The 12537-nt window shown below is 71.1% G+C and carries 16 protein-coding genes and 1 tRNA gene; 11 read left to right on the forward strand and 6 right to left on the reverse strand.

The window, feature by feature from the left end:
- Positions 1 to 76: transfer RNA gene (locus B082_RS0110370), tRNA-Glu, on the forward strand.
- A 70-nt stretch (positions 77 to 146) separates the two neighbouring features.
- Here the strand turns inward: B082_RS0110370 and B082_RS0110375 are convergent.
- Positions 147 to 788, reverse strand: coding sequence for a MerR family transcriptional regulator (locus B082_RS0110375; RefSeq protein ID WP_018551725.1), 642 nt, complete (start codon positions 786 to 788; stop codon positions 147 to 149).
- A 102-nt stretch (positions 789 to 890) separates the two neighbouring features.
- Between B082_RS0110375 and B082_RS0110380 the strand changes: the two genes are divergently transcribed.
- Complete coding sequence (locus B082_RS0110380) at positions 891 to 1373, forward strand: DUF4188 domain-containing protein (RefSeq protein WP_202453976.1); 483 nt, start codon at positions 891 to 893, stop codon at positions 1371 to 1373.
- Between the two features lie 73 nt (positions 1374 to 1446).
- On the opposite strand, the gene ndgR is transcribed toward B082_RS0110380, so the two are convergent.
- Complete coding sequence (gene ndgR, locus B082_RS0110385) at positions 1447 to 2163, reverse strand: IclR family transcriptional regulator NdgR (RefSeq protein ID WP_003966003.1); 717 nt, start codon at positions 2161 to 2163, stop codon at positions 1447 to 1449.
- A 174-nt stretch (positions 2164 to 2337) separates the two neighbouring features.
- Here ndgR and leuC point away from each other — a divergent pair, with 174 nt between their 5' ends.
- The 4 genes from leuC to B082_RS0110405 all read left to right on the forward strand — a co-directional run bounded on the left by leuC (position 2338) and on the right by B082_RS0110405 (position 5561).
- Positions 2338 to 3804 carry a 3-isopropylmalate dehydratase large subunit gene (gene leuC, locus B082_RS0110390; protein WP_018551727.1) on the forward strand — a complete coding sequence of 489 codons (1467 nt, stop codon included), beginning with the start codon at positions 2338 to 2340 and terminating at the stop codon, positions 3802 to 3804.
- A gap of 2 nt (positions 3805 to 3806) precedes the next feature.
- The gene (leuD, locus tag B082_RS0110395) at positions 3807 to 4400 is read left to right on the forward strand and encodes a 3-isopropylmalate dehydratase small subunit (protein WP_018551728.1); all 594 of its coding nucleotides are present in this window, start codon (positions 3807 to 3809) and stop codon (positions 4398 to 4400) included.
- A gap of 124 nt (positions 4401 to 4524) precedes the next feature.
- Positions 4525 to 4752 (forward strand): hypothetical protein, encoded by a 228-nt coding sequence (locus B082_RS0110400; protein ID WP_026249635.1) that lies wholly within the window; start codon positions 4525 to 4527, stop codon positions 4750 to 4752.
- A gap of 143 nt (positions 4753 to 4895) precedes the next feature.
- Entirely contained in the window at positions 4896 to 5561 is a 666-nt protein-coding gene (locus tag B082_RS0110405; protein WP_018551730.1) for an HU family DNA-binding protein, read from the forward strand.
- 96 nt (positions 5562 to 5657) lie between these two features.
- On the opposite strand, the gene B082_RS0110410 is transcribed toward B082_RS0110405, so the two are convergent.
- Together B082_RS0110410 and cofC are read right to left on the reverse strand one after the other, a co-directional pair.
- Positions 5658 to 5861: a hypothetical protein gene (locus tag B082_RS0110410; RefSeq protein ID WP_018551731.1), complete on the reverse strand. Its 204-nt coding sequence runs from the start codon at positions 5859 to 5861 to the stop codon at positions 5658 to 5660.
- Between the two features lie 10 nt (positions 5862 to 5871).
- The gene (cofC, locus tag B082_RS0110415) at positions 5872 to 6555 is read right to left on the reverse strand and encodes a 2-phospho-L-lactate guanylyltransferase (RefSeq protein WP_018551732.1); all 684 of its coding nucleotides are present in this window, start codon (positions 6553 to 6555) and stop codon (positions 5872 to 5874) included.
- Positions 6556 to 6718: 163 nt separating this feature from the next.
- On the opposite strand from cofC, the gene B082_RS0110420 reads away from it, so the two are divergent.
- The 3 genes from B082_RS0110420 to B082_RS0110430 are packed head-to-tail and all read left to right on the forward strand — an operon-like array spanning position 6719 to position 9696.
- A complete protein-coding gene (locus B082_RS0110420; RefSeq protein ID WP_018551733.1) occupies positions 6719 to 7471 on the forward strand; it encodes a lysophospholipid acyltransferase family protein in 753 nt (250 codons plus the stop codon).
- Complete coding sequence (locus tag B082_RS0110425) at positions 7468 to 8478, forward strand: NAD(P)H-dependent glycerol-3-phosphate dehydrogenase (RefSeq protein ID WP_018551734.1); 1011 nt, start codon at positions 7468 to 7470, stop codon at positions 8476 to 8478. Before B082_RS0110420 ends, B082_RS0110425 begins: the two co-directional genes overlap by 4 nt.
- 60 nt (positions 8479 to 8538) lie before the next feature.
- Positions 8539 to 9696 (forward strand): D-alanine--D-alanine ligase family protein, encoded by a 1158-nt coding sequence (locus B082_RS0110430; protein ID WP_018551735.1) that lies wholly within the window; start codon positions 8539 to 8541, stop codon positions 9694 to 9696.
- 58 nt (positions 9697 to 9754) lie between these two features.
- Here B082_RS0110430 and B082_RS0110435 read toward each other — a convergent pair whose 3' ends face one another.
- Together B082_RS0110435 and B082_RS0110440 are read right to left on the reverse strand one after the other, a co-directional pair.
- A complete protein-coding gene (locus B082_RS0110435) occupies positions 9755 to 10243 on the reverse strand; it encodes a DUF3515 domain-containing protein (protein WP_384191130.1) in 489 nt (162 codons plus the stop codon).
- Between the two features lie 20 nt (positions 10244 to 10263).
- Positions 10264 to 10497, reverse strand: a complete 234-nt coding sequence (locus B082_RS0110440; protein WP_018551737.1) for an Lrp/AsnC family transcriptional regulator — start codon at positions 10495 to 10497, stop codon at positions 10264 to 10266.
- 241 nt (positions 10498 to 10738) lie between these two features.
- Between B082_RS0110440 and B082_RS0110445 the strand changes: the two genes are divergently transcribed.
- A complete protein-coding gene (locus tag B082_RS0110445; protein WP_026249636.1) occupies positions 10739 to 11710 on the forward strand; it encodes a thiamine-phosphate kinase in 972 nt (323 codons plus the stop codon).
- Between the two features lie 10 nt (positions 11711 to 11720).
- Entirely contained in the window at positions 11721 to 12530 is an 810-nt protein-coding gene (gene thiD / locus B082_RS0110450) for a bifunctional hydroxymethylpyrimidine kinase/phosphomethylpyrimidine kinase (protein WP_026249637.1), read from the forward strand.
- Positions 12531 to 12537 lie beyond the last annotated feature (7 nt).

The raw sequence follows: 12537 nt of genomic DNA on the forward strand, positions 1-12537 counted from the left end.
GCCCCCGTTGTGTAGCGGCCTAGCACGCTGCCCTCTCACGGCAGTAGCGCCGGTTCGAATCCGGTCGGGGGTACCACAGAGCAGCAGACGAGAGGCCCCTCACTCCGGTGAGGGGCCTCTCGCGTGTACCCGAGGGGCCGGCCCGCTCAGTACCCGTACCGCCGGGCCGACTCCTCCTCCTGGGCCAGCCGGTGCAGGGACATCAGCAGCGGCTCGTACAGCACCGCGGAGGCCACCGCCATCTCCATCTGTTGCGACGTGGTCGGGTGGGTCTCCATCAGATCCAGGTCCTGCACGGCCACTTGGTGCATGAGCCGGGCGTGCTCCTCCAGATACGCGCTCTCGTACGGGTAGCCGAGGCGGGCGAGCGTGGCCAGGCCCGCGACGAGCGAGCGGTGGACGGGGGAGAGTTCGCCGATCTCCCGCGCGTGGGTCCACCCCAACCGGTCCAGCAGGGCGTCGACTTCGGCACGGGCCGCCGCCGTCTCCGGGGCCTCCTCGTCCGGCTCCGGGCCGTGCGGAAGCTCCCAGAGCGCCGCGCCCAGCCGGATCGTCCGGCCCAGGGACTCGTCATCGACATGGCCCAGCACCTCGCGGGCCGTGGCCACGGGCAGACGGCCTACCTGGAGCAGCGCCCGCACCAGCCGCAGCCGGCGCAGATGGCTCTCGCCGTACTCGGCCTGCGTCGCGCTGACCCGCTCGCCCGGCGGCAACAGCCTCTCGCGCAGGTAGTACTTGATCGTCGCGGTCGCGATACCGCTCCGCTCGCTGAGTTCCGAGAGTCGCATGCGTGCCTTCCCTTGCGCCCACCCTTGGGCAGTGTCACTATCCAATCATTGGATAGTGGAACTCTCCAACGACTCCAGGGGGCGCGCGTGTTCACGAAACTCATGCCGGGGCGGACGACCGCCGCGGCCGAGGGGGACGTCGTCGTCCTGCTCATCGGGATGCGGATCAACCACTTCAGGGGCGTGCACCACTGGCTCCCGGTCATGCTGGCGATGACGCGCATGCTGCGGGAGTTGCGGGCGGAGAGGTCCAGGGGCCTGCTCGGCCACGTCCTGCTGACCGCCTCGCCGAGGACGTACTACGTCGTCCAGTACTGGGAGTCGAAGGAGAAGCTGTACGCGTACGCCTCGTCGCCCGACATGTTCCACCGCAGGGCGTGGGCGATGCTCAACCGCAAGGAGAAGAAGTCCCGGCAGCACGTGGGGCTGTGGCACGAGACCTACATCGTGCCGGAGGGCGGCTACGAGTCCATCTACGCCGACATGCCGGCGTTCGGACTGGCCGCGGCGACCGGGTCGCTGCCGATCGAGGGGCGGGGCCGCGGCGCGGCGCACCGTCTCGCGCACCGATCGGGCGTGAAGTGACGCGGTGAGGGAGTGAGAAGGGGGCCGCCACGACGCTGGGGCGGCCACGGGGGAGCGGGAGGTGCGGCCGGGCTCAGCCCGTGCGGCGCAGCGCCTCGCTGAGCCGTGCGGCCGAGTCGATGACGGCCTGGGCGTGCATCCGGCCCGGGTGCCGGGTCAGGCGCTCGATCGGTCCGGAGACCGAGACGGCGGCGACCACCCGGTTCGAGGGGCCGCGCACGGGGGCCGAGACCGAGGCCACGCCCGGCTCGCGCTCACCGATCGACTGGGCCCAGCCGCGCCGCCGTACGCCGGAGAGCGCCGTCGCCGTGAAGCGGGCGCCCTGGAGGCCGCGGTGCAGGCGCTCCGGCTCCTCCCAGGCCATCAGGATCTGCGCGGACGAGCCCGCCTTCATGGTGAGCGTGGAGCCGACCGGCACGGTGTCCCGCAGACCGGACAGCCGCTCCGCCGCCGCCACGCAGATGCGCATGTCGCCCTGCCGGCGGTAGAGCTGCGCGCTCTCGCCGGTGATGTCCCGCAGATGCGTGAGCACCGGTCCGGCCGTGGCCAGCAGGCGGTCCTCGCCCGCCGCCGCCGCCAGCTCGGAGAGCCGGGGGCCGAGAATGAACCGGCCCTGCATGTCCCTCGCCACCATCCGGTGGTGTTCCAGTGCCACGGCCAGCCGGTGGGCCGTGGGTCGTGCGAGCCCTGTCGCCGCGACCAGGCCGGCGAGGGTGGCCGGCCCGGACTCCAGGGCGCTCAATACCAGAGCTGCCTTGTCGAGAACGCCGACGCCGCTAGAGTTGTCCATACGACGATACTCGCGTCTCACTCTGTGAAACGCAAGTTCAATTTTCCAGGGAAGTTGCGAACCTGTACCGGCGGCCCCACAACGGCCCGTAGCCACCGCCCCGCACGGGGGTCCGGACGGCGGCGCACCGAATCTCTAGTTGGGCCGGCGACGACGCCGGCCGGAGGGAAAGCGATGGGTAGGACACTCGCGGAGAAGGTCTGGGACGACCACGTCATCCCCAAGGTCTCGACTGCGCTCGACCAGGGGAGCCCCCACGGGCACGCAGCGGGCGAGCCCGACCTCCTCTTCATCGATCTGCACCTGCTGCACGAGGTGACCAGCCCGCAGGCCTTCGACGGTCTGCGGCAGGCCGGACGCCCGGTGCGGCGCCTCGACCTCACCATCGCCACCGAGGACCACAACACCCCGACCCTCGACATCGACAAGCCGATCGCAGACCCGGTCTCCCGGGCCCAGCTGGAGACGCTGCGCAAGAACTGCGCGGAGTTCGGTGTCCGGCTGCACCCGCTGGGCGACGTCGAGCAGGGCGTCGTGCACGTGGTCGGTCCGCAGCTGGGTCTGACCCAGCCCGGCACCACCGTCGTCTGCGGCGACTCCCACACCTCCACGCACGGCGCGTTCGGCGCCCTCGCGTTCGGCATCGGCACCAGCCAGGTCGAGCACGTGCTGGCCACCCAGACGCTGCCGATGGCCCGCCCGAGGACGATGGCGATCACCGTCGACGGCGAGCTGCCCGACGACGTCACCGCCAAGGACCTGATCCTCGCGATCATCACCCGGATCGGCACCGGCGGCGGCCAGGGCTACATCCTGGAATACCGCGGTTCCGCCATCGAGAAGCTCTCGATGGAGGCCCGGATGACCATTTGCAACATGTCGATCGAGGCCGGCGCGCGGGCGGGCATGATCGCCCCCGACGAGACCACCTTCGAGTACCTCCGGGGTCGCGACCACGCCCCGCAGGGCGAGGACTGGGACGCGGCCGTCGCGTACTGGAAGACGCTGCGCACCGACGACGACGCCGTCTTCGACGCCGAGGTGGTCATCGAGGCCGCCGAGCTGGCGCCGTTCGTCACCTGGGGCACCAACCCCGGCCAGGGCGCGCCCCTGTCGGCCAACGTCCCCGATCCCGCTTCGTACGAAGACGCCTCGGAGCGCAACGCCGCCGAAAAGGCGCTGGAGTACATGGGGTTGACCGCGGGCCAGCCGCTGCGCGAGATCGGTGTGGACACCGTCTTCGTGGGCTCCTGCACCAACGGCCGCATCGAGGACCTGCGCAATGCCGCCGCGATCCTGGACGGCCGCAAAGTCGCCGACGGCGTACGGATGCTGGTCGTCCCGGGCTCCGTCCGGGTCGCCCTCCAGGCCGTGGACGAGGGGCTGGACAAGGTCTTCACCGCCGCCGGCGCCGAATGGCGGCACGCGGGCTGCTCGATGTGCCTCGGCATGAACCCCGACCAGCTGGCCCCCGGCGAGCGCTCCGCCTCCACCTCGAACCGCAACTTCGAGGGCCGGCAGGGCAAGGGCGGCCGTACCCACCTGGTCTCCCCGCAGGTCGCCGCCGCCACCGCCGTGCTGGGCCATCTGGCCTCGCCGGCCGACCTGTCCGACGCCCGTACGCCTGCCGGAGTCCGATAACCATGGAAGCTTTCACCACGCACACCGGCCGGGCCGTCCCGCTGCGCCGCAGCAACGTCGACACCGACCAGATCATCCCCGCCCACTGGCTGAAGAAGGTCACCCGGGACGGCTTCGAGGACGGTCTCTTCGAGGCCTGGCGCAAGGACGAGAACTTCGTCCTCAACCGCCCGGAGCGCAAGGGCGCGTCGGTCCTGGTGGCCGGCCCCGACTTCGGCACCGGCTCCTCCCGCGAGCACGCGGTCTGGGCCCTGCAGAACTTCGGCTTCAAGGCGGTCGTCTCCGCCAGGTTCGCCGACATCTTCCGCGGCAACTCGCTGAAGAACGGTCTGCTGACCGTGGTTCTGGACCAGCAGGTGGTCGACGCGCTCTGGGAGCTGACGGAGGCCGACCCGAACGCCGAAGTGACCGTCGACCTGGAGGCCCGCCAGGTCCGCGCCGAGGGCATCACCGCCGACTTCGAGCTGGACGAGAACGCCCGCTGGCGCCTGCTGAACGGGCTGGACGACATCAGCCTCACCCTTCAGAACGAAGCCGACATCGCGACTTACGAGGCGTCCAGGCCGGCTCACAAGCCCCGCACAATTCAGGCCTGATCAGCACGTTTTCAGGCCGATCAGCGAGTTTTCCCGACTGTGCCCCCTGCCTTCTGGTAGGGGGCACAGTCGTTTGTTGGGACCCCGTCGGGCGACAACTCGCCCCAGATGGCACAATCGGTGCATGGAACGCGACAGCCAACTCAAGCTTTACGGCCAAGTCGCCGACCAATTGAAGGAAGCGCACTCACGGGTGCGCTCGCTGCAAGTCCCGGACGGCGTAAGGATGGCGCTGAACCGGAAGCTGTTGGTCGTCACGGCCGCGGCAAAGCACGATCTCCCGGGCGCGGCAAGGCGTCTGGACCGGTTGATGAAGGACCTCGACGAGGGCCGATTCCCCGAAGGTGACTGACTCCGCAGAACTGCGCAGCGGTCGACTTCGTTGCGGCACTAGGGTGATTAGCCCGTTTCGTGTTTGATTTGCGGTATATATCTGCCTAACGTGCGAAAAAGCCTGAACACATTCGTTCCGGCAATGTCTCCGAAGGGGAAGACGTGAACAAGGCGCAGCTCGTAGAAGCGATTGCCGACAAGGTCGGCGGCCGTCAGCAGGCCGCGGACGCCGTCGACGCGGTGCTCGACGCGATCGTCCGTGCGGTTGTCGCGGGGGACCGGGTCTCGGTCACCGGCTTCGGCTCGTTCGAGAAGGTCGACCGCCCCGCCCGCTACGCCCGCAACCCTCAGACGGGTGAGCGCGTGCGGGTCAAGAAGACCTCGGTGCCCCGCTTCCGCGCGGGCCAGGGCTTCAAGGACCTGGTGAGCGGCTCCAAGAAGCTCCCCAAGAACGACGTGGCCGTGAAGAAGGCCCCCAAGGGCAGCCTCTCGGGCGGTTCTTCCACCCGTACGACGGCCAAGGCCGCCGCCAAGAAGGCCACCGCGAAGAAGGCCGTGGCGAAGAAGGCCACCGCCAAGAAGGCGACTCCGGCGAAGAAGACCACGGCCGCCGCCAAGAAGACGTCGGCGAAGAAGACGTCGCCGGCGAAGAAGGCGACGACGGCCGCGAAGAAGGCCACCCCCGCGGCGGCGAAGTCGACGGCGGCCAAGAAGACCACCGCCGCCAAGACCGCGCCCGCCAAGAAGACCACGGCGAAGAAGGCGCCCGCGAAGAAGACCACCGCGCGCAAGACCACGGCCAAGAAGGCCACCGCGCGCAAGAAGTGAGACCGGGCCGCACACGGCTCCCACACGCGCCGGGCCGGGCTCCCCTCGGGGAGCCCGGCCCGCGGGCTGTCCGGGGGCATCCACCCCGCGCGGACCTCAGAACGTCTGCAACGTCACCAGGGTGATCCGCAGCCCGGCCCCCTCGCCCTCACCCTCGATCCGCACCCGCTGACCCGGACGCAGCAGCCGCAGACCGCCGGCGTCGAAGGCCGGCGCGTCGAAGTCCACCGGGGTGCCGTCGTCGAGCAGCACACTGCCGGTCCGGGTCACGGGGTCGTACGTGTACGAGGTCGCCTGCATGGGCGCCAGACTATCGCTCCCGCGCGAGGGCCCCGGCGGCCCAGCGCCCCGCCGTGAACGGGCCGACGCCCAGCGCCAGCGCCAGCCGCAGATCCTCGCCGGTGTCCACGTCCCGGCGCACCGAATCGATGTCCGGCAGCGTGATTTCCACCGCGCCCGACGCCAGGTGGCGGGAGCGCGACGGGCCGCCGAAAGCGGGCCGCAATTCCACTCCCGGGCCGGCCGACAGAAATGTCGTTCCGATTCCCGCCGCATCGGGAACAAATGCACGGGGAAAAGCGGCGGAGAATTCGAGCACCCGGGAGAATTCCGCCGGGCGCAGTGCGGGCAGGTCCGCGTTGAGCGCGGCGAGCGGCGCACCGGGCCTGGCCGCCCGGACCACGCGCTCACCGTGCGCGAGGGCCGCGTTGAGCCCCGCGGCCGGGGTGTCGGGCACGATCCGGGCGCCCAGCGCCGCCAGCGCGGCCCCCGCCGTCGTGTCGTCCGTGACGACCACCACATCGGCCACGGCCGGACAGGAGAGCGCCGCGGCCACCGTGTCGCGGGCGAAGGCGAGAGCCAGCCGGGGCCGCAACAGGGCGCCCGAGGCAGGCACCAGCCTGCTCTTGGCCCGCGCCAGGGGTTTCAGCGGGACGACCAGGGACCAGCGGCCGGCCGGGTCGGTGTTCGTGGCGGTCTCTCCCTCGATGCGCATCGCCGTCTATTCTCGCCTGCCGGTGCGCCGACCCGGAGGGGCGTTCCTGAAGGTGAGGCGTACGGTGTTCTCGACAGAGCAGGGGCCTGGGGCGAGACTTGACCGTCGGTAGTCACACAGCGATCAGCTCCACAGTCAGGTCCATTAACAGGAAGGTGTCCGAGTGTCCCGCCGCAGAATCGGCTTCTGGTACCGCCTGGCGGCGGTCATCGCGAAACCGCCGCTGGTGGTGCTGTTCAAGCGCGAATGGCGGGGAATGGAACACATTCCGGCCGATGGCGGATTCATCACCGCGGTCAACCACAACTCGTACCTGGACCCGCTTTCGTACGGGCACTTCCAGTACAACACCGGCCGGGTGCCCCGGTTCCTGGCCAAGGCCGGGCTGTTCAGGGCCCCCTTCGTCGGCATGATGCTGCGCGGCACCGGACAGATCCCCGTCTACCGCGAGACGACCAACGCGCTGGACGCCTTCCGGGCCGCCGTCGGCGCCATCGAGCGCGGCGAGTGCGTCTGCTTCTACCCCGAGGGCACCCTCACCCGTGACCCCGACATGTGGCCGATGGCCGGCAAGACCGGCGCCGCCCGCGTCGCGTTGATGACCCGGGCCCCCGTCATCCCCGTCGCGCAGTGGGGCGCCAACGAGGCCATGCCGCCCTACGCCACGGAGAAGAAGGTCCGCCTGCTGCCCCGCAAGACCCTCAGGGTCCAGGCGGGCCCGCCCGTCGACCTCTCCCGGTTCTACGACAAGGAGCCGACGCCCGAGGTGCTGCGCGAGGCCACCGAGGCCATCATGCGGGCGATCACCGCCCAGCTCCAGGAGGTCCGCGGGCAGCAGGCACCCGACGAGCCCTACGATCACCGCAAGGCCCGTGCCGAACAGCGGCGCAAGGCCCAAGGAGAGGGACTCACGTGACACACCCCGCGAAGGCCGCCGTCTTCGGGACCGGCTCATGGGGTACGGCCTTCGCCATCGTCCTCGCCGACGCCGGCTGCGACGTCACCCTCTGGGGCCGCCGGGCCGAGGTCGCCGAGACGGTCAACGCGACCCGTACCAACCCCGGCTACCTGCCGGGCATCGAACTGCCCGCGTCCGTCCGGGCCACCACCGACGCGGCCGAGGCGCTGCGCGGCGCCGACTACGCCGTCCTCGTCGTGCCCTCCCAGACGCTCCGCGACAACCTCGCCGACTGGGCCCCGCACCTGGAGCCGCAGACGGTCCTGGTCTCGCTGATGAAGGGCGTCGAACTCGGCACCGCCAAGCGGATGAGCGAGGTCATCGCGGACGTCACCGAGGTGTCCGCCGACCGCGTCGCCGTCATCACCGGCCCCAACCTCGCCAAGGAGATCGCCGAACGCCGCCCCGCCGCGGCCGTCGTCGCCTGCCGGGACGAGGCCGTCGCCCGCCGCCTCCAGGCCGCCTGCCACACCCCGTACTTCCGCCCGTACACCAGCACCGACGTGGTCGGCTGCGAGCTCGGCGGTGCCGTCAAGAACGTCATCGGGCTCGCCGTCGGCATCGCCGACGGCATGGGGCTCGGCGACAACGCCAAGGGTTCGCTCATCACCCGCGGCCTCGCCGAGACGATCCGGCTCGGGGCGGCCATGGGCGCCGACCCGCTGACCTTCTCCGGACTCGCCGGCCTCGGCGACCTGGTGGCCACCTGCTCCTCGCCGCTCTCGCGCAACCACACCTTCGGCACCAACCTCGGCCGCGGCATGACGCTCCAGGAGACGATCGCCGTCACCAAGCAGACCGCCGAGGGCGTCAAGTCCTGCGAATCGGTGCTGGACCTGGCCCGCAGGCACGGCGTCGAGATGCCGCTGACGGAGACGGTCGTCGGCATCGTCCACGAGGGCAAGCCGCCGATGGTCGCGCTCAAGGAGCTCATGTCGCGCAGCGCCAAGGCCGAGCGGCACTGACCCCCGGGCGGCCCCTGCCGCGCTGACGCGACCCGTACCAGCAGGTACGCTCATCGCGATATGAGCAGCGAGAACCTCCCCCAGAGCACGGAGCAGCAGCTCCGCAAGCCGCGTGTGGCCGTCGTGTTCGGCGGCCGCAGCTCCGAACACGGCATTTCGGTGGTCACGGCCGGTGCCGTCCTGAACGCCATCGACCGGACCAAGTACGACGTCCTGCCGATCGGCATCACGACGGACGGCCGCTGGGCGCTCACCGCCGACGAACCCGAACGCATGGCGATCGCGGACCGGAAGATGCCCGACGTGGCGCAGCTGGCCGAGTCCGACGAGGGGGGCGTCGTGCTCTCCGTCGACCCCGGCAGCCGCGAAGTGGTCTACAGCGAACCCGGCTCGGTCCCCAAGGCGCTCGGCGAGGTCGACGTCGTCTTCCCCGTCCTGCACGGCCCCTACGGTGAGGACGGCACCCTCCAGGGCCTCCTGGAGCTGTCCGGCGTGCCGTACGTGGGCGCGGGCGTCCTCGCCTCGGCCGTCGGCCAGGACAAGGAGTACATGAAGCGCGTCTTCACCTCCTTCGGCCTGCCCGTCGGCCCGTACGTGGTCGTGCGCCCCCGCGAGTGGGACAACGACCCGGCCGGTGCCCGCGAGCGCATCACGGAGTTCGCCGCCGAGCACGGCTGGCCGCTCTTCATCAAGCCCGCCCGCGCCGGCTCGTCCATCGGCATCACCAAGGTCGAGGACGTCTCCCAGCTGGACGAGGCGATCGAGGAGGCCCGCCGTCACGACCCCAAGTTCCTCGTGGAGTCACTGCTGCGGGGCCGTGAGATCGAGTGCGGCGTCCTGGAGTTCGAGGACGGGCCGCGCGCCAGCGTGCCGGCCGAGATCCCGCCCGTCACCTCGCACGACTTCTACGACTTCGAGGCCAAGTACATCGACTCGGCCTCCGGGATCGTGCCCGCGCCGCTCACCGGCGAGCAGACCGCCGAGGTCCAGCGGCTCGCGGTCGAGGCCTTCGAGGCCGCGTCCTGCGAGGGCCTGGTGCGCGCCGACTTCTTCCTCACCGAGGACGGCGGATTCGTCATCAACGAGATCAACACCCTGCCGGGTTTCACCCCGATCTCGATGTACCCGCGCATGTGGCAGGAGAGCGGCGTCAGCTACCAGCAGCTGGTGGACCGGCTCATCCAGGCGGCACTGGACCGGCCGACCGGACTGCGCTGAGACACCCCGTACGACGCGGCGAAGGGCGTGCGCTCTCCCCCACGGGAAGCGCACGCCCTCAGAGCCGGTTCGGGACCGTCTTCTTCACCGCCGGGGCCAGGGCCGCGAGCGGGGTCGTGTCATGCGCGTACGCCTTCGAGAACGTCACTTCGACGTACGCCTTGCGCAGGGTGGTCGTCAGCCGGGGCCCGTCGTCCTCACGCTGTTCCAGCATCCAGTTGACGCCGTCCGCGGTGATCCCCTTCGACTGGTCGTCGTCCATCTCGGCGGGGCGCGGCACCCCGCAGCGCAGTACGATCGCCCCGTCCCCCCACCCGGCGGTCAGTTCCGAACCGGGACCGGGGTCCTCGCGCTCCAGACCGGCGACGGTGTCCGGCAGTTCCTTGTCCAGCGCACGGCAGTAGGCTGCGGCTTCCGGCGACGGACTGGGTACCGCGACCGATGCCGAGGCGCCGCCCGGGGAGCAGCCCGCCGCGGCCATCAGCAACAGGGCGGCGGACGGACCGAGGAGCACGGGGTGGGGGAGCCGGCGGCTGGATGACGTCACCGGCCCAGCGTAGACGGGGGCTACAGGTGAACGACCGGGCAGGTCAGGGTTCTGGTGATGCCCTCCACTTGCTGGACCCGGGCCACCACGATGCGCCCGAGCTCATCGACCGTGTCCGCCTGGGCGCGCACGATCACGTCGTAGGGGCCGGTGACGTCTTCTGCCTTGGTCACTCCCGGGATCTTGGAGATGGTCTGGGCGACGGTCGACGCCTTGCCCACCTCGGTCTGAATAAGGATGTACGCCTGTACCACGGAACCTCCAGGGCGGCCACGAGGATCATGTGGGGGAAAGGGACGCCACGTTATCGCGTCGTCGCGGGCCGCGGGGAGACCTACGGGCCGGATGACGCCCCAGCGTGGCGTACAGAACGCACAAGTTGACGTATCTCTTGACAGTACCGACAGCAGTGACGGCACGCGACCGCGACTGGGGCGGCGCGGGCGGGGGACAGACCGGGCGAGCGCCCGGTACGAAAATGAGAGGTGAGACTCGGTGAAGGCAACCGTGGGCGAGTTGGGGGAGTTCGGGCTCATCAGAGAGCTCACGTCCCGGCTCACCACCACTCCGGCGGTCCGGCTCGGGCCGGGCGACGACGCCGCGGTCGTGACCGCCCCCGACCGCAGGGTCGTGGCCAGCACGGACATCCTGCTGGAGGGACGGCACTTCCGGCGCGACTGGTCGACGGCGTACGACGTGGGCCGCAAGGCCGCCGCGCAGAACCTCGCCGACATCGCCGCCATGGGCGCCGTGCCCACCGCGCTGCTCCTCGGCCTCGTCGTCCCCGCCGAACTCCCGGTCACCTGGGCCGCGGAGCTGATGGACGGCCTGCGCGACGAGTGCCAGGTCGCGGGGGCGGCCGTGGTCGGCGGTGACGTGGTGCGCGGCGACACCATCACCGTCGCGATCACCGCGCTCGGCGACCTGCGCAACCACGAACCCGTCACCAGGGCGGGCGCCCAGCCCGGCGACGTCGTGGCCGTCACCGGCTGGCTCGGCTGGTCCGCCGCCGGGTACGCCGTGCTCTCCCGCGGCTTCCGCTCGCCCCGCGCCTTCGTCGAGGCCCACCGCCGCCCCGAACCGCCGTACCACGCGGGCCCCGCGGCCGCCGGGCTCGGCGCCACCGCGATGACCGACGTCAGCGACGGGCTCGTCGCCGACCTCGGGCACATCGCCGAGGCCAGCAAGGTCCGCATCGACCTGCGCTCCGGGCACATCGACATCCCCTCGCAGATGGCGGACATCGGGCAGGCCGTCGGCGTCGACCCGCTCCAGTGGGTGCTGACCGGCGGCGAGGACCACGCGATCGTCGCGACCTTCCCGCCCGACGTGAAGCTGCCGGCCCGCTGGAAGGTGATCGGCGAGGTCCTCAACCCCTCGGCGCTGCCCCAGGTGACGGTCGACGGGGCGCCCTGGACCAGCAAGAACGGCTGGGACCACTTCGGCGACATCGAGGACGCCCCGTAGATTGCGGCGTATGCCGATAACCCCCTCCGTACCTCCCCGCGTGCTCACCGTCGCCGGATCCGACTCCGGCGGCGGTGCGGGCATCCAGGCCGACCTCAAGACGATGCTGGCCCTCGGCACGCACGGAATGAGCGTGCTGACCGCCGTCACCGCCCAGAACTCCCTGGGCGTCCAGGGTGCCTGGGAACTGCCCGCCGAGGCCGTGCGCGCCCAGTACCGCAGCGTCGTGGACGACATCGGGGTCGACGCGGTCAAGACCGGAATGCTGTCGTCCGCGCACCTGGTCGAGACCGTCGCCGAACTCCTCGCCGGGACCGACGCCCCGGCCGTCGTGGACCCGGTCGGTGTCTCCAAGCACGGCGACCCGTTGCTGGCAGCCGAGGCCCTCGACTCGGTCCGTACGAAGCTGCTGCCCGTCGCGACCGTGGCGACCCCGAACCTCGACGAAGTGGCCCAGCTCACGGGCATCACCGTCACCGACGAGCCCGGGATGCGCCGGGCCGCCGCCGCCCTGCTCGGATTCGGGCCCCGCTGGGTCGTGGTCAAGGGCGGTCACCTGCCCGGCGACCCCGTCGACCTGCTGACCGACGGCACCGAGGAGCACTGGCTGCGCGCCCCCCGCCACGACAACCGCCACACCCACGGCACCGGCTGCACCCTCGCCTCCGCGATCGCGAGCCACCTGGCGCGCGGTGCCGACGTGCCGACGGCCGTACGGGCCGCCAAGGCGTACGTCACCGGGGCGATCGAGGCGGGCTTCCCGCTCGGTGCCGGCATCGGGCCGGTCGGCCACGGCTGGCGGCTGCGCGACGCGGACTGACCGCACG

Origin of the sequence: Streptomyces sp. ATexAB-D23 (assembly GCF_000373645.1) — a bacterium.
GTDB lineage: Bacteria > Actinomycetota > Actinomycetes > Streptomycetales > Streptomycetaceae > Streptomyces > Streptomyces castrisilvae.